At 69.6% G+C, this 16,186-nt stretch carries 15 protein-coding genes; 9 read left to right on the top strand and 6 right to left on the bottom strand.

Annotated elements, in window-relative coordinates; genetic code table 11:
- Positions 1-78 precede the first annotated feature (78 nt).
- The 5 genes from OZ403_RS33450 (at position 79) to OZ403_RS33470 (ending at position 5,960) form a co-directional block, all read left to right on the top strand.
- Positions 79-1,212 (top strand): phospholipase D-like domain-containing protein, encoded by a 1,134-nt coding sequence (locus OZ403_RS33450; protein ID WP_268782662.1) that lies wholly within the window; start codon positions 79-81, stop codon positions 1,210-1,212.
- Between the two features lie 49 nt (positions 1,213-1,261).
- The gene (locus OZ403_RS33455) at positions 1,262-2,062 is read left to right on the top strand and encodes a hypothetical protein (RefSeq protein ID WP_268782663.1); all 801 of its coding nucleotides are present in this window, start codon (positions 1,262-1,264) and stop codon (positions 2,060-2,062) included.
- Positions 2,059-2,967, top strand: coding sequence for a type VI immunity family protein (locus tag OZ403_RS33460; RefSeq protein ID WP_328285479.1), 909 nt, complete (start codon positions 2,059-2,061; stop codon positions 2,965-2,967). The genes OZ403_RS33455 and OZ403_RS33460 overlap by 4 nt, the downstream gene beginning before the upstream one ends.
- A 106-nt stretch (positions 2,968-3,073) precedes the next feature.
- Positions 3,074-4,591, top strand: a complete 1,518-nt coding sequence (locus OZ403_RS33465; RefSeq protein WP_140795277.1) for a Ppx/GppA phosphatase family protein — start codon at positions 3,074-3,076, stop codon at positions 4,589-4,591.
- Positions 4,592-4,739: 148 nt separating this feature from the next.
- Entirely contained in the window at positions 4,740-5,960 is a 1,221-nt protein-coding gene (locus tag OZ403_RS33470) for a zinc-dependent alcohol dehydrogenase (RefSeq protein WP_140795278.1), read from the top strand.
- 20 nt (positions 5,961-5,980) lie between these two features.
- On the opposite strand, the gene OZ403_RS33475 is transcribed toward OZ403_RS33470, so the two are convergent.
- Together OZ403_RS33475 and OZ403_RS33480 are read right to left on the bottom strand one after the other, a co-directional pair.
- The gene (locus OZ403_RS33475; RefSeq protein ID WP_174258955.1) at positions 5,981-7,006 is read right to left on the bottom strand and encodes an S-adenosylmethionine:tRNA ribosyltransferase-isomerase; all 1,026 of its coding nucleotides are present in this window, start codon (positions 7,004-7,006) and stop codon (positions 5,981-5,983) included.
- The gene (locus OZ403_RS33480) at positions 7,003-7,731 is read right to left on the bottom strand and encodes an SDR family NAD(P)-dependent oxidoreductase (RefSeq protein ID WP_140799969.1); all 729 of its coding nucleotides are present in this window, start codon (positions 7,729-7,731) and stop codon (positions 7,003-7,005) included. Before OZ403_RS33480 ends, OZ403_RS33475 begins: the two co-directional genes overlap by 4 nt.
- 85 nt (positions 7,732-7,816) lie before the next feature.
- Between OZ403_RS33480 and OZ403_RS33485 the strand changes: the two genes are divergently transcribed.
- Together OZ403_RS33485 and OZ403_RS33490 are read left to right on the top strand one after the other, a co-directional pair.
- Positions 7,817-8,374 (top strand): helix-turn-helix domain-containing protein, encoded by a 558-nt coding sequence (locus OZ403_RS33485; RefSeq protein WP_140795281.1) that lies wholly within the window; start codon positions 7,817-7,819, stop codon positions 8,372-8,374.
- Positions 8,375-8,415: 41 nt separating this feature from the next.
- Complete coding sequence (locus tag OZ403_RS33490; protein WP_237077676.1) at positions 8,416-9,030, top strand: DUF4230 domain-containing protein; 615 nt, start codon at positions 8,416-8,418, stop codon at positions 9,028-9,030.
- 7 nt (positions 9,031-9,037) lie between these two features.
- On the opposite strand, the gene OZ403_RS33495 is transcribed toward OZ403_RS33490, so the two are convergent.
- Positions 9,038-10,345, bottom strand: coding sequence for a tetratricopeptide repeat protein (locus OZ403_RS33495; RefSeq protein ID WP_268782665.1), 1,308 nt, complete (start codon positions 10,343-10,345; stop codon positions 9,038-9,040).
- A 3-nt stretch (positions 10,346-10,348) separates the two neighbouring features.
- Between OZ403_RS33495 and sitA6 the strand changes: the two genes are divergently transcribed.
- Entirely contained in the window at positions 10,349-11,029 is a 681-nt protein-coding gene (gene sitA6, locus OZ403_RS33500; protein WP_140795284.1) for a SitA6 family polymorphic toxin lipoprotein, read from the top strand.
- On the top strand, positions 11,026-11,751 hold the full coding sequence (sitI6, locus tag OZ403_RS33505) for a SitI6 family double-CXXCG motif immunity protein (protein WP_140795285.1): 726 nt from the start codon (positions 11,026-11,028) through the stop codon (positions 11,749-11,751). The genes sitA6 and sitI6 overlap by 4 nt, the downstream gene beginning before the upstream one ends.
- Before the next feature lie 12 nt (positions 11,752-11,763).
- On the opposite strand, the gene OZ403_RS33510 is transcribed toward sitI6, so the two are convergent.
- From OZ403_RS33510 to OZ403_RS33520, 3 genes are all read right to left on the bottom strand, one after another.
- On the bottom strand, positions 11,764-12,006 hold the full coding sequence (locus OZ403_RS33510; protein ID WP_140799971.1) for a DUF1059 domain-containing protein: 243 nt from the start codon (positions 12,004-12,006) through the stop codon (positions 11,764-11,766).
- A gap of 106 nt (positions 12,007-12,112) precedes the next feature.
- On the bottom strand, positions 12,113-13,705 hold the full coding sequence (locus OZ403_RS33515) for a hypothetical protein (RefSeq protein WP_268782666.1): 1,593 nt from the start codon (positions 13,703-13,705) through the stop codon (positions 12,113-12,115).
- A 149-nt stretch (positions 13,706-13,854) separates the two neighbouring features.
- Positions 13,855-16,044, bottom strand: a complete 2,190-nt coding sequence (locus tag OZ403_RS33520; RefSeq protein ID WP_268782667.1) for a trypsin-like serine peptidase — start codon at positions 16,042-16,044, stop codon at positions 13,855-13,857.
- Between the last annotated feature and the right edge of the window lie 142 nt (positions 16,045-16,186).

Genomic DNA, 16,186 nt, shown 5'->3' on the forward strand with positions numbered 1-16,186 from the left:
GGCTCGTGGCGGGACGGCCCCATGTCACGGTGAGGCTGTCCCGTCGAGACGTTGGGAGCGGTAGGGTGGAAGGCGCTCATGGGTGCCGAAGCCTCACTGCCGCCGTTGACCGCTCCTGGCCTCCGCATTCCCCTCAACGAGGTCCGTGAGGAGCGCATCACCCTGCTCGACGGCGGGACGGAGGCGTACCCACGGATGCTGGAGGCCATTGCCTCCGCGCAGGTGCGGGTGCACCTGGAGGTCTACACCTTCGAGCGGGATGGCATTGGCGCGCGGTTCCTCGAAGCGCTGGTGGCGGCGGCGCACCGGGGCGTCGCGGTGAAGGTGGTGGTGGACGGATGGGGCAGCATTGGCGCCAGCCGGCACCTCACGCAGACGCTGGAGGCCGCGGGGGCGAAGGTGCGCGTGTACAACCCGCTCACCTCGCTGTGCACCGGCCGCTCCTGGCGCAACCATCGGAAGATTCTCCTCGTCGATGACGCGGTGGCGTTCCTGGGGGGCATCAACATCGGGGACGCGTACGTGGCGAAAGGGGACGTGCCCGGCTGGGCCGACCTGGCGCTGGAGCTGCGAGGGGACATCTGCCGGCAGCTGGGGGCCACGCTGCACGCGGGCGCCTCCGCGCTGGAGTCGGGCGCGGTGAAGTTGTTCCTGTCCGGCGTCGCGGGAGGACACCAGTTGCGCAAGCGGTACCTCCAGGCGATTGACGGCGCGCAGCACGAGGTGGTGCTGGCGCATGCGTACTTCCTGCCGGACAAGGGCTTCATGCGGGCGCTCAAGCGCGCTTCGCGGCGGGGCGTGACGGTGCGGCTGATGCTGGCGGGGCGCAGTGACGTGGTGTTCGCGCGCGCGGCGACCATGCGGCTGTACCGCGACTTCCTTCGCGCCGGGGTGAGCATCCACGAGTGGACCGACTCCACGCTGCACGCGAAAGCGGCGCTGGTGGATGGCAGGAAGCTGCTGGTGGGCAGCTTCAACCTGGATCCGCTGTCGCTGGTGAACCTGGAGACGCTGGTGGAGGTGGAGGAGCCCGGCGTGGCGGCGCAGGCACAGCGGTGGCTCGACAAGCACCTGCTCGGCTCGCGGCGGGTGTACCTGGAGGACTGCGCTCGCTCCGGGCTCCAGCAGTGGCTCCTGGACATCGTGGGGCTGGCCGTCGCCCGCTTCGCGGAGCGCTTCGCCAGCTTCATGGGCCGGCGGCGCAAGCGGTAGCGTGCCCCCCGTGTGTGCGCGGCCCCCATGGCCATGCACGGGAGGGGACATGCCGCGACATCAGTGGATGGCGCTGGTGGTCAGTGGACTGGTCGCCGGTTGCGCGGCGCGCCCGGAGCGCTACGGCTTCGATTCCGCGACCAGCGCGTGCCGGCAGAATCCAGCGGTATGCGCGCGAATGGCGGGCGAGGAGGCCGTCCTCCCTGGCACCCGGGCCATGCGCGTGGCGGCCTCCATTGGCACCGCGGGTGACGCGGCGCTGCGACTGATGAAGGCGGAGGAGCGGGATGCCATCGAGGAGGCGCTGGAAGCCTGCGCCGACGACGCACGTTCGACCGTGCTCATCGCGTTGTTCAACGGAAGGAACCCGACTCCAGAAGAATGCCGCTCGGAGGTCACGGTAGACGCGCAGGGGCGCCCCATCACGCTCGCGATGCAGCTAGGCACCGAGATGCACAAAGTCGCACTCCCGTGCGCGCACAAATGGCTGAGCGAACTCCGTCCAGGAGGCTTTCGCCTCGAACCACGATATCGCTACAACCCGGACTCAGGCAGATGGGAACCCATGCGGGAAGAGGACGTGCGCGCACTGTTGAGGCATGGGCGGGGCAGTGAATTGAAGGGAACGCTTGTCCCGGACGTCGTCATCCATACGGGGTCGGAGATGCAGGTCCTGGCCATCTACGACTTCAAGTTCCCCTGTGTCACGCCCACCCGCCCCTCAAACTGGCCTCGATACCCCAAAGGACATCCCCACGAGGGGCAGCAACAAGATGCCATGTACCAACGGGCACTGAAGCCGAAGCAGGCTCCCCTCCAAGTCACACCTCGCATGGGAACCCTGCCATGAACGCACACCCTCCAAGGCTTCGAATTCACGGCCGAGACGATACGCCGGGCGTGTCCGCAGGACTCAGTGCGAGTTTCTACCTCCCCTATGCCCATTCCTCCGTGGCAACCGCGGTGCTGCAATCCCTGGAGGTCTACCAGCGGACCGTGGGCCCACGCGTCCTGACCTCATACGAGGGCGACGATGGGGAGTGGCACCCCCTGGACTCGCATGGCTGGGCAGAGGTTCATCGTGGGATGCAGGAGGAACCATGGGCCAACGTCCATCTTTCCGGCGCATCCCCGGAGGCGGCCTTCCGCTTCGACTATCTGGGACGTGAACGCGTCGACGCACCCTCCGTGAGCGGTCTCGGTGAAGTCAGCGCCGTGTCGTTCTGGCTTTCCACCGAGTACATGGAACAGCACGGCCCACGGCAGACCCGGGAGCTGCTGATGGCCCTTGCCGCCCCCCTCCCCTTTGCCTCAGGCAACGCGGGACTGGCCTTCAGCGGCTCACTCGATGTAGCGGCCAACATCCGGCAAGTGCGTCGCGACTGCGTTCGATATCCGGGACTGGATGTCCTCAGGCTCAGCATGACGTCCCTTCGCATTGGCACGCGCGTTCGAGGCCCCTCCTGGCTGACTTTTCTGGGAGCGCCCGTGCTGAGCCAACTGGGAGGAGCCGACCAACTCCGCTCGCGCCTCAACGCGCCCAGCACCACCGTACAGGCGGAGAAGGGCACAAGCGCCGTCGTTACCCTGGGTGACTGGCCCGCAACGGGCGATAGCGAGCACGGCGAACCACTGTCCAGCTACCGGGAGCTGGCTCGCGTCCTGGAACCATGGACGCTGTGGGGGGAGGGCGAATCCATCCTGGGGCTCGACCCCGAAGCTGCGCGCCACTGGGAGCGCCGCTTCCTCGACTGAGCGACTGATACGGGTCTGTCACAGGCTGAAGCGAGGGGCCAGCCTGCCGGTGAGGTTCCCGCTGCGATTACCGCTGGAGCCCCGTAGACTCCGGCGAGAACCACCCATGCCTTCTCGCCCCCCTCCGCCCGTACTCGCCGCCATTGACGTGGGCACCAACGCCGTCCGTCTGGAGCTGGCGCGGCCAGACGCCGACGGCGCGCTCGAAACCCTGCACCAGGAACGCGACGCCATCCGTCCGGGAGAGGGCGTCTTCGCCACCGGCTCCATGCCGGAGGAGACGGCCGAGCGCCTGCTGGCCACCATGCGTCGCTACGCCGCCCTCTGTCGCCGCCACAAGGCCCAGGTGCGCGCCGTGGCCACCAGCGCCATGCGCGAGGCCAAGAACAGCGCCGACATCGTCCGCCGCGTGCGCGAGGAGGCCGGCCTCAACCTGGAGGTCGTCAGCGGCAAGGAAGAGGCTCGCCTCATCTGCCTGGGCGTGCTCCACCGCAAGCCGTCCCACACGCGCTCGCTCCTCATCGACATCGGCGGCGGCAGTACCGAAATCGCCACCGCCATGGGCGAGAAGCCCGACAACCTCTGGAGCCTCGCCCTGGGCTCCGTGCGCCTCACCGAGGTCTTCGACGCCTCGCGCACCGTGCCGCCCAAGCAACTGCGGCTCATGCGCAGCTTCGTCTCGGACGTGCTGCAAAAGACGCTCCCCCCCACGGTGCCCAACGTCCCCCGCGTGGCGCTCGGCTCGTCCGGCACCATCAGCGCCGTGGTGTCCTTCGCCGCCGCGGAGAACAGCGGCAACGCCACCGTCCGGCAGCTCACGCAGACGGTGGACACCCTGGCGCAGATGCCTCCCGAGCGCCGCCGCAAGCGCTTCGACCCGCGCCGCGCGGACATCATCGTCTCCGGCGCTGTCATCCTGGAGGGCGTCGCCAGGCACCTGGGCGTCGAGTCCGTCAGCGTCGTCAACCGCGGCCTGCGCGACGGCATCCTCGTGGACCTGCTCTACCGGCAGGATGAGCACCGCGAGGACCACAGCCTCGCGGACGCCGCCCTCGCCCTGGGCAAGCGCTTCTACTTCGACGAGAAGCACGCCCGCCAGGTCGCCCGGCTGTCACTCACCCTGTTCGACAACCTGGCCGCCCTGCACCAGCTGCCGCTGTCGGTGCGCCCCCACCTGGAGGTCGCCGCCCTCCTCCACGACGTGGGCCACGCCGTCAGTTACGAGCGGCACCACAAGCACACGTATTACCTCATCCGCCACGCCGACCTGCCGGGCCTCGCCGACCGCGAGCGCGAACTGGTGGCCCGCGTCGCCCGCTACCACCGGCGCAGCCCGCCGGAGCTGGCCCACGCCGGCATGGCGGGTCTCAACCCGGTCGAGGCGCGGACGGTGCGCAAGCTGGCCACCTTGCTGCGCGTGGCCAACTCGCTGGACGTCAGCCACCACCAGCCCATCAAGGACTTCAAGGCCACCAACGGCCGCGATGGCGTGGCGCTGCACCTGCACACCAGGCACCCCGTGGACCTGGAGCTGTGGAACGCGGACCGGGAGGTCCTGAACTTCCGCCGCGTCTTCGGCAAGCGACTCACCTTCCACGTCCACCACACCTCCACGAGCCGCTAGCCCCCGCTCCCCCGGCCGCCAGGCAGAAGAGGGGGCGGCGTTCGCTTTGCCCTCACCCGGGGCGATGCCCAGGCTCCAAGTCACGCGGGTCTGCGTCCGCGCAGGCCCTTTTCGTCTTGGGGCCCCGAGGGGGGCAGGAGCGCACGCAATGAAGGCTGTCGTTTTCCATGGGATTGGGGACATCCGGCTCGACGACGTGGAGGAGCCGCGAATCGAGAAGCCAACGGATGCCATCGTCCGCCTGACGGCGAGCGCCATCTGCGGCACGGACCTCCACATGATTCGCGGCACGATGCCGGGCATGAAGCCGGGCACCATCCTGGGCCACGAAGGCGTGGGCGTCATCGAGGCGCTGGGCGATGACGTCCGCAACCTCAACATCGGCGACCGGGTGGTCATCCCGTCCACCATCGCCTGTGGCAACTGCTCGTACTGCCGCGCCGGGTACCACGCGCAGTGCAACGACGCCAACCCCAACGGCCCCAGCGCGGGCACGGCCTTCTTCGGCGGTCCCCAGGAGACGGGGCCCTTCCACGGCATGCAGGCGGAGAAGGTGCGGGTGCCCTTCGCGAACGTGGGCCTGGTGCGCATTCCCGAGGGCGTCAGCGACGAGCAGGCCATCCTCATCTCCGACATCTTCCCCACCGGCTACATGGGCGCGGAGCTGGCGGAAATCAAACCCGGTGACACCGTGGCGGTGTTCGGCTGCGGGCCCGTGGGGCTCTTCGCCATCGTGAGCGCGAAGCTGCTGGGCGCCGGCCGCGTCTTCGCCATCGACTGCCACGAGGACCGGCTGGACCTGGCGCGGGCCCAGGGCGCCGAGGTCATCAACTTCGAGGAGGAAGACCCGCTCGAGACGCTCAAGCGCCTCACCAACGGCATTGGCGTGGACCGCGCCATCGACGCGGTGGGCGTGGACGCCGTGCACCCGCACCATGGCCCCGCGGCGAAGAAGGCCCACCAGGAGAAGGCCGAGTTCAAGCGCGAGGTGAAGGAAGCCGCCCCCAAGACGAATCCCAAGGGCGACAACTGGGTGCCCGGTGACGCGCCCGCGCAGGCCTTGATGTGGGCCGTGGAGGGACTGGCCAAGGCCGGCACCCTGTCCATCATCGGCGTCTACCCGGCGCAGGTGCGCACGTTCCCCATCGGGATGGCGATGAACAAGAACCTCACGATGAAGATGGGCAACTGCAACCACCGCAAGTACATCCCCAAGCTGCTGGAGCTGGTGCGCACCGGCGTGGTGGACCCCACGGCCATCCTGTCCCACGTGGAACCCATGAGCAGCGCCATTGATGCGTACCGCAACTTCGACGTGCGCAAGCCCGGCTGGGTGAAGGTGGAGCTGGAGCCCACGCAACTCCAGTAGAACTCCGAGGCCCACGCCGCTCACGCGTCCAGCAGCAGGCACGAGTCTCCGAACTCGTGCCCCAGGTAGCCGCGCGCCTCCGCGTGCGCGGCCACCTCCTGGAGCAGCGGAAGCGGCGCGAAGGCCTGAAGCAAAGCATGGTGGCTGCTCCCTGGCTCGTGCACGCCGGTGAGCAGCCCGTGCACCAGTCGCGGGACGAAGCCGGGCCCCAATAGCAGGTCCGTCACCTCCTCCCCCGCCACCAGCCATCCTCCGTGCTGCGCCGCGCGGCCCTCCAGGGCCCGCACCACGGTGGTGCCCACCGCCACGACCCGCCCCCCCGACGCCCGCGTGTGCAGGACGGCCTCCACCGTGGCGGCGGGAATGTCGGAACGCTCGGGCCGAGGCAACGCCGCGTCCAGCGCCGCGTCTCCCGTGGAGGACAGCCCCGCCGCGTGGGTGAGCGAGGCCAGCCGCACGCCCTGCTTCCGCAGCGTCAGCAGCACGCTCCAGGTGAGGGGCAGTCCCGCGGAAGGCGCCTCCACGGACCAGGGCCGCGCGCCGTACGCCGTCTGCACATGCCACAGCGACAGCGGCGCCTCCATGTACGCGTACTGCACCGGACGCCCGCTCCGGTAGAGCCTGGACCAGAGCGCCGCCCCCGTCACGTCGAAGGCCACGCGCAGCAACCGGGGAGACGGTGGCAGCACCGCCACCACCCGCGCCTTCAGGCCTCCCACCACGAGCCCCGCGCCCGCGGCCAGCACCGGCGGCGGTGGCCGGTCCTCCGTGCGCCGTCGCCAGTCCCCCGCGCCGAAGAGAACCCCTGTCCAGGTGCCGTCCAGCTCGCGTGACAACAGGCGCAGCTCGATTCGCTCTCCGGACTCCGTTCGCCCCACCAGGGACGCGGGCAGCGTGGCGGCGTCGTTCACCACCAGCAGATCCCCTGCGCGCAGCAGCGACGGGAGGTCCGCCACGCGGGTGTCGCGATAGCGGCGGGCGCGCGGCTCCACATGCAGCAGGCGTCCCTCCTCGGGGCGGTCCACGGGCCAGCGCGCGGGCTTCATGCGGCCTCCAGCTTCGCCGCCTCCAGGCGGACTCCCGAGGGCAGCGACTCCGACCGCCACGCCACCCACTCCACGAGCCGGGCCGCCACCGCCTCCGGGCGGCTCAACCGCGAGTAGTCCCCATCCGGCACCGCGTCGCGATACATCCGCGTGTCCATCTCCCCGGGGTCCACCGAGACGAAGCGCACGCCCGTGCCCTCCAGCTCCGCGGCCCAGACGCGCCCCAGGTGTTCCAGCGCAGCCTTGGACACGCCATAGGCGCCCCAGCGGGGATAAGCGGACACCGCCGCATCCGAGGTGATGTGCATGACCAGCCCCTTGCCTCGCACCGCCATGTTCCCGGCCACCGCCTTGGTGAGGCGGAAGGGGCCCACCACGTTGACCTCCAGCACGCGCTGCAAGTCCTCGCAGGCGGTGTCCAGCAGCAGCGGCAGCGGTGTGGGCCCCAGCGTGCTCGCGTTGTGGACCAGCACGTCCAGCGGGCCCACCAGCGCGGTGGCCGCGCCCACCAGCGGGTAGATGGCCTCCTTGTCCCCCACGTCGTAGGCCAGCGCGTGCGCCTCCAGCCCCTCCCAACGCAGCGCCTCCGCGACGGCCTCCATCTCCGCGGCATGGCGCGCCACGCCCACCACCCGCGCACCTCGGCGAGCGAAGCCATTCATCAGCGCCAGCCCCAGTCCCCGGCTCGCGCCCGTAACCAGGATGCTCTTGTCGATGCGAATCATTCGTGCGTTCTCCTTGCGACGGGAGATACACGCCGCGCGCCATTCTGTTGGCGTGTGGGCCAAGGGCTTGGCAGATTGCCAATCCATGAACGACGATGACCTGCCCGGCAGACTGGCCCGCAACATCCGTTCCCTTCGCGAGACGCGAGGCGCCACACAGGCGCAGCTATCCCGGCTGGCGGGCGTGCCGCGCGCCACCTGGGCCCATTTGGAGTCCGGCGCGGCCAACCCGACACTGTCCGTGCTGCACCGCGTGGCCGCCGCGCTCCAGGTGTCGCTGGAGGAGCTGATTGCGAAGCCCCGCGCCAGTGCCCGGCACTACCCGCGCGCCACCCTGCCCGTCCGGACGCGTGGTGGCGGCATGCTGCGCAAGCTGCTGCCGGACCCACTGCCCGGTATGGAGTTCGACCGCGTGGAGTTGCCGCCGCAGGTGCGCGTCACCGGCGTTCCGCACACCCCCGGCACCCGGGAGTACCTGGCGTGTGAGTCGGGGGAGATGGTGCTCGTCGCCAGTGGGGAGCGCTTCCACCTCCAGCCCGGCGACGTGGTCGTCTTCCGGGGGGACCAGAAGCACTCGTACGAGAATCCTGGAGCACGAACGGCCGTGGGTTATTCGGTCGTCCTGCTGGCGCCTTCGATATGAGCGCGCCGGAAGCGCCTGCCCGGGGAGGTACACTGGGGCCCATGGCGCACCTCTCGCGAGTCCTCACCGTCGTCCTGGGCGCCGCGCTCGGCGCGCTGGGGGCCTGGGTGTTGATGAAGCCCGCGTCGCCGTCGCTGCCGGACACGCCGTCCGTCGTGCAGCAGATGCGGGACGTGGCCCGGCTGGAGACGCTGGAGGTCGCGCTCTACAAGAAGGTGACCTTCACCCCGGAGCCCCAGGCCACGGATGCGCTCTGGAAGGACGTGCTGAACTGGGCGCGTTACGCGCTCCAGAATCCGCATGGCCGCGCCATCGTCTTCGCGAACGCGCACCTGGGCTTCGACTTCCAGCGCTTCGACCGCTCTCATCTCCAGGTGACGGGCACGCGCGTCTACGTGGTGCTGCCGCCCATGGAGGTGAAGGTGGAGCTGCGTCCCGGCGAGACGGAGGTCATCGACTCCAACCTGGACAGCGAGCAGACCGCGCAGTTGCTGGAGAAGGCCCGCATCGCCTTCGAGCAGGAGGTCCGCTCGAACGGGAAGCTCCAGCGGCGAGCGCGGGAGTCCGCGGAGCGCTCGCTGCGGGCGCTGCTGCTCACGCTGGGCTACCGCGAGGTGATGTTCGTGGACCAGCTGCCCGCGGGCACGGCGGGCTGAAACCGCCTCACACCGCGGACAGGCCCTCTTCCGTCAGGCGGAAGGCGCCCGGGATTCCATCCGGCGAGGGCACGAGCCGCGCCAGCGACTCACACGCGGCGGCATCCGACTCGCGGCAGACCAGCACCAGTTCCCGCCGTCCGAGGGCCACGCGCAGGGGGGCCTCTCCAGCGAGCAGTGCCAGCTCCTTGCGCTGCGAAGGCAGGAGCAGCCGCGCGGCGTCGTGGCCGTCCCCCTCCGCCACGGCCCAGAGTCCGGAGAAGGCCTCCGCCAACCGGACCTCCCCCTGGTCGACGAGCACGGGCCGCACCGGGGCCAGACGCGAGGCGAGGTTGCGCCATGCCGCCGCGTCCGCCGACTCCGGCGTGAGTCCCGCGGGGGCCAGTGCGGCTTCGGGCAGGTAGCGCACGAACTCCGCGTCCTCCAGCACGTAGAAGACTTCCAGACCCGCGGGACCGGGCCGGTGCAAGGCGCCCACGGCGCGCGCCGCGAAGTCCGCTGGGCGCAGCACCGGACGCAGCCGCGCTTCCAACGCCGCGACCTCCGCGCTCAGGCCCGAGGACAACCCGCCGAGCCGCGCAGCTAGCGCATTCGCGTAGGCAGTGAGCCCCTGCGTGCCCGGGGACTCCTGGTAGGCCGCGAACAGCGAGCCCACGTCCACGCGCCCAACACCGCCCGTGGCGAGCTTCACGAGCAGGTCCTTCCCCTGCCGTCGGAACGCCACCCGGGCGCGGCCCAGCGCGGCGGTGAGCGCGGCGGTGAACTCCGGGCGCAGCACCTGCTCCTGGGGAACGGGCGGAGGCGGCAGGTCCACGGACTCCAGTTCCTCCTTCAGCAGCCGCGCCTCGGCGTCGAAGGGGTCGCGAGCCAGCGCATCCGCGACATAGGCACGCGCCTTGTCCGCTTCACCGCGCCGCAGTCCCAGCACCGCGAGCACCTTGAGCACTTCCGGGTCTCCCGGAGACTGGGCCAGGACCTCGGTCAGCAGTCGCTCCGCGTCGCCGTGGCGCTCCAGTCCGAGTAGGGCCCGCGCCAGCCCCAGCCGCACGGGCAGGTCGCGTGGGAAGTCCCGCCGCAGGGTCTCCAGCAGCGGCAGCGCCTCACGTTCAGCGCCCGCGTTGATGAGGGCGTGCGCCAGGGCCAACCGCAAGGCGGAGCCGAGGCCACGCTGCGCCTCGGCGCGGAGCAGGGACAGCTCCGCGTCGCTCAGAATCTCACCCGCCTCCACCTTGCGGCGGACGCGCTCCAGGTCCAGGGGGGCACTCACTGGCGGGACTTTAACGACCATCTCGGCGCTGGACGATAGGTTCCCCAAACCATGCGAACGCTCCTGTCACTCTGGCTACTGCTGCTCACAGCACCGTGGGCAGGCTGCGCGTCGACTCCACAGGCGTCCATTCAGCAAGCATGGGACGACGCCGAGGAGGCATGCGCCACGCCAGATGATGCCCCGTGCGTCTCGCTCCTGTGCATGGGAGACGCCTGCGGCTTCTACCGGTGTCAGGACCTGGACGGCGCGGTGGAACTCGCGCGCTTCCCACCGGCTCGTCCGCCCGCGGCGACCGCGGCTCCCGGCCGAGGCCCCCGGAGGCACTGGGGCGGAGGACAGCATCTGCCTCGGGGCGCCGTCATGGTGTTCCCCAACTGGAATGGCGCCCCTGAGCGAGCCTTCTCAGCGCCACCGCGACTCACGCCCGGACGCTGGGAGAAGCACCACATCTTCCCGCAGGCAGAGGACCTCGCCCGCTGGTTCGAACGGCAGGGAGTGAAAATCCACGACTACACGATGCCCATTCCACGCCACGTCCATCAGCGGATTCACCGAGGCGGCGAACGCGGCGGCGCGTGGAACAGGGCCTGGCGTGAGTTCAAAGACGCGAACGAGGGTGCGACCCCAACCGAGATTTTCAGACACGCAGGGGAGCTTATTCACCGCTTTGAGCTCATGGGCGGGCCTATTCAGCCCTACTATTCCCGCCTGGAGCATGAGGACGAATGACGCGTTTCTTCTGGCTGCGCGAAGACTCGACGGCGCAAGCCCACACCAACGGCAGCCTCAACGCCGCCCACAAGTGGGGGCTGCCCGGACTCAAGGAATGTCCGGGCTGCGGTGAAACCTGGGCCGGCTCGGGACACCAGTATCCCGCCGTTGATTTGTCCGTCCTGCCCGAGCAGGGCGCCTTCCTGAAAGCCAGGCCTGAGACATTCACCGAGTTCTCACGGCTCCGGGAGTTGGTGCGACCTCTGGCACCGCCAGGTGCCCTGCTTCCCCCGGGGACGACGTTCGGCCCGTTGGTGGGAACCGCGTCTGGACGGTTCGGTCCCTTCGCATGGCTGGGTAGCAGTCTGCTGCTGATTCGCCACGAAGAACTGGAGCGACTTCGAGAGGAAGGCATCCGCGGACTGCTCGGCGCGCGAACAGAGCTGCGGTTCCGGCAGAAGGATGCCCCCGAGTTCCTGGAGCTTCAGCTCGACCCGCGTGGTCAACTGCACGCGGACTGCATGCCTCCGGACCTGCCCCCTCGGTGCGACACCTGTGGACGCCTCGGGTTCCGTCGGCCCGACGAGCCCATTCTCGACGCGGCCTCGCTCCCAGTGGACGTCGACCTGTTCCGGGTGGGCAACTTCGCCACGATGATTGTCGGCACCGAGCGGTTCATGGAAACAGTGCGCCGCCTGGAACTGGACGGCATTTCGTTCCGCGAACTGCCCACGCGCTGACAGGCGCGTCCTTCAGTGCCTGCTCGGTTGCTGCGGCTCCTGCATCGGCATGGGCCGGCCCATGCTGGCCGCGGGCGCCTCGTCCTCGAGCATGCCGCGAATCATCTCGCGCAGCTCGGCGGAGTCCTCGTGGCCGTGCGCTGAGACCGCGTGCGAGATGGCCGCCTGGAATACCTCGTCCTCCTCACCCGAAATCGTCAGCGTGCAGTGGGTGTCACTGGGCGCCTTCCGGCAGTCCATCGTCTTGCGTGACATGGCGGTGTCTCCTCCTCCCTCAGAGGTGGACACCGCCGCCCAGCGCCACAAGGGAGGGACAGGCAGCCAGGGCCCGGCTGCCGTGCCCACCATCACACCTTCCGCCTCAGCGCGCGTTGAGCGTGGCCACGAAGAACGCACTCCGCGCCTCGAACAGCCGCGCCGACACCCCGTCGTACTGCTGCTGCGCCTCGGGCGTCTCGAAGTACTGGTCGTTCCACGAGCCCATGCCGCCGAACACGTCGGACAGCTGGTAGGCGAGCAGTCCACGCAGCTTCTCCTCGGACATCCCCAGCGACTGGAACAGTCCCAACGAGCCCAGCCTGTCCTCGAAGACCTGCACCGGCCGCCCGTCGAAGCCCGCGGCCTTCACCACCTCCAGGTAATCCGGCACCCGCTCCGGTGACAGTTCGTCGTAGCGCGGCGCCTGCCCTTCGAGCGCGAACAGCGCCAGCTTGAACGCATCCCCGAAGTTCGAGCCCTGCGCGGTCGCGAAGTCACCCGCCTCCCGCAGTGCCTTCGTGAAGCCACGCCGCGCCGCGTCCCAGGACGGCCCCTCGGATACGGGCGCGGGCCCGGCCGCCAGCTCGTGGAACAGGTACATCTGGTACACGTCGGGATTGGACTGCAGGCGCAGCAACTCCTTGCCCGGAATCCATCCCGGGTCCTCATCCCGAGAGAACGCAGGCCGGACGCATCCGCGCAGGGGCTCGGGGATGACCAACTCCGCGCCATGGGCCCGGGCCGCCTGCTGCAACGCCATCATCAGGTTGCCGGTCAGAAGCGACTGGAGCCCATCTGGCGCCATCGTCCGGAGACGGGCCTCGAAACCCTCCGCCGTCACGGGCGGCTCCCCCTCCGCCAGGAACTGGTTCTGGTCCCGGGCGATGCGCGTCCAGGCATCCGCGGCGAAGGGCTGCGCGGACACCAGGTCAGCGAACTGCTGAGGCGTGGTGGTGTCGGTGAGGAGGAGCTGCTCCTCCGACGGGACGAACTCCGCCTGCTGCTCGGGAGACAGCATCTCGCGAAACAGTGCGTCCGGGTCGCTGGTGTAGAAGCAGGCCCGGAGCGCGTCTGGAATCGTCACGTCCGCGCCGTGACGGCGAAGGGTGGCCTGGAGTTCCTCCACCAGGTCACCGCCGCGCAAGTCGTAGTGCACGAACCCGTCCGGCGAGGCCAGGTAGTCCGGCACCTCCGAGGCCGGCACCGCGGGCCGGTCGTTGAGCTGGTTGTTCTCGGAGATGGACTCCGCCCAGGCCTCGAAGATGCGGTCCGCGTGCGGCTGCGCACGGGCGAAGTCCACGAGTTGCCGCGCGGTGAGCAGGTGCGGGCGGCTGGAGTGCATTCGCAGGAGGAAGAGCGAGGACGCCCCACCCGAGGTCACCTCCAGCACTACGCCTCCCGAGTTGGCGAACGCGGCGGCGATGTGCGCGGGAAGCGCCTCGGACGAGGACGCACCGAGGTCCACCACGCGAACGGAGCGCACCCCACCCGCATCGAACGAGTCGAACCACGTGGCGAGCGGGAGCTCACGCCCATCCTGGAGCCGCACACCCAGGGAGTACGCTCTCGGCACCTCGAGCCGCCGCAGCGCCCAGGCCTCGCCCAGCTCCTCTTCCAGCGCATCGAGCCTCTGGGGCCACCTGGAACGGTCCTCCCGCAACAGCGAGGACACCAGCACCAGGCAAAGGTCATCCACCCGCACGCACTGCCTCCGGGAAACGGACGCGGCGGGAAGCGCCGCACCGGAGACCAGACAAAGCACGGCAACGGACGGATGCAAACACGTCACGGCCTCGCCCGCGTCAGGACGGCACGCGAGCGAAGCCGCGTCAGGCGAAGCGACAGCTACTTCTTCGGCTTCGGCTCGCCGTGGGTGTAGATGTCGTAGCCGATGCCGCCCAGGCTCTCGCGGTCAGGCTTGTCCTGGTCGAACTGCACGACCTCCAGGTGGTAGGGCTCCGGCGTGGCGTCCGCCGAGCGCTCGAAGAACATCCGCAGCTGGTGCTCCTCGCGGAAGCCCAGCGGCAGCTCGTGGAACACGCCCCCTTCCGGAGACACGACCTCGAACTCGCCTTCGCGCAGCATCTTCATGCCCTCGGCCTTGCCGCCCACCTCCACCCAGCGCTTGAACAGCTCGTCCGGCAGACGCACGACGACACGGCCGCCATTCGCCGGGAAGGGCCGCTGCCGGTCCGTTTCCGGCACCCGCACCGCCAGCCGCAGCGCCCGGATTCCCTCGTGCACGTTGCGCACGATGAAGTGGACCTCCTCGCTGCCGGACTCCAGGTCCACGATGTTCACGTTGCGCCAGATGATGTTGTTGTTCTGACGGACGTTGGTGCCGATGTCCGTCGTCTCGGTGAACGACATGGGGTCGGATGCGGACTCCCAGCGCGCCACCAGGCAGTAGTGGCCCTCGCCGGGCAGGCCGCTCCACGGCGACTGGACGATGTGCGTGTCGGGCGTGAAGCCGTTGACGGCGACGTCACCGAACTGCGTCCAGTCCGTGGGCCAGGCCAGGCCGGTGGAGGCGTTGGCGTAGTACAGCTTGAGGCGCCCCGCGGCGCCCGGACGGGGCCCGCCGTGCAGCTTCACGTAGGCGTAGTTCGTCGCGCCCAGCTCGGGGTTCTGGTGGACGTGCGGATTGGCGACACCGTCCGGGTTGCGGCGAATCCAGATGTACGGGCTGGCCCACATGTCCTGGCCCGCGGTGGCGGGGTCCGGCTCCAGGCCGGTGTCGGACCAGGTGTCGCGCATCCAGACGTCATACGGGTCCGGGCAGGTGGCGCTGCGCAGCGCGCACTGAGGCAACAGCGAGCCCAGGTGGGAGATGATGGAGGTGATGGGCACACCACGGTTGGGGCAGTTGGCGCAGTGGTGCAGCGCGACGACGCGGTGGTCGGAGTTGGCGATGACGGGAGAGCCGGACGAGCCACCCTGGGTGTCCGCGTAGTAGCCGATGTCCGGCGGGCCACCCGGCGAGCACGCGGGCCGGTTGAGGGCGAAGATTTCCGCGAAGCCCGAGGCGTCCGACGCGTGCGTGGAGTTGCGGGCGATGTGCTTGCCCCAGGCGGCGGGGTGCTGGGGAATGTAGATGCGCTCATCCACGAACGCGGTGGTGTTGCGCAGTTGGAGGTAGCCGTAGGTGGCCGTGGGGTTGGTGGGCAGCCGCACCAGGGCGTAGTCCCGGGGCGCGTCCACGGCGATGAGCGTGGAGCTCGTGGCCACCACCGTGCCCGGACAGCCGAACCAGCTGTTGCAAGCGGAGGTACAGGCGCCGCCCTCGGCCATGAACTCGAAGTCGGTGTTGAGCGCGTCCGCCGTGTTGGCGATGCAGTGCTCGTTGGTCATCACGTGGCCCTGGTTGCCCACGAGCCAGCCCGTGCAGGCCCCGCTGCCATTGATGAGCAGACGGGCCACCGCGCGCGAGTGCTTGTACTGACGCGGGTCCGACGTCTGGTAGCAGCGCGCGTTGCGCGAGTCGTCCGGACCGCAGACGGCCTTGTTGTCCAGGTCCTCGCCCAGCGCCGCCAGGTTGGCGAAGCCGCGAGCGAACCGGTCGATGGTGTAGCCGGACTTCGCGTGGCCGCCCACGCTCCACAGCTCGACGATGGCGACGTCACCGGAGATGTGACCACTCCAGAAGCCGCCCCTCACCGGCGCGTTGCCCTCGCCCTTGCCGATGCCCTCGTAGCGGTACTCGCGCGAGCCGTCCGGCGCGCGGACGATGACGTAGTCCCCCGGCGCGAGCGCGAACTGGCTGAAGTGCGGCGCGATGTACGTGGCACCCGGGCTGCTGATGCGGTCCGTCCAGGCCAGCTCGGCCTGAGCGCGAACCCCCTCCGGCCGCGCCTTGGGCTGACGTGACTTGAAGGTGGCGACGACGTCCTCACCCACCTTCACGCGCCCCTGGGCATCCCGCTGCAGGGGAGGTTGTGACGTACGGCCCTCGCAGACCGCACGCTCTTCCGCCATGGCACCGCCGCCGGCCAGCATCATGCCGGCCAGCAACAGGCCTCTCAGATTGATTCTCACGCAGAACCTCGTGGGGGGTGGCAACCACCGGGGGTGGACGCCCGAAGCAGGACCGCGGGCACCGGCGGGCCCGCGGTCCTGGAGCAAGCAACGAGCCACACTTTCAGTTCTAGCCAGACAAGGAGATTGCAATGGGGAAGCA

Source organism: Myxococcus sp. NMCA1 (assembly GCF_026810205.1).
Taxonomy (GTDB): domain Bacteria; phylum Myxococcota; class Myxococcia; order Myxococcales; family Myxococcaceae; genus Myxococcus; species Myxococcus xanthus_A.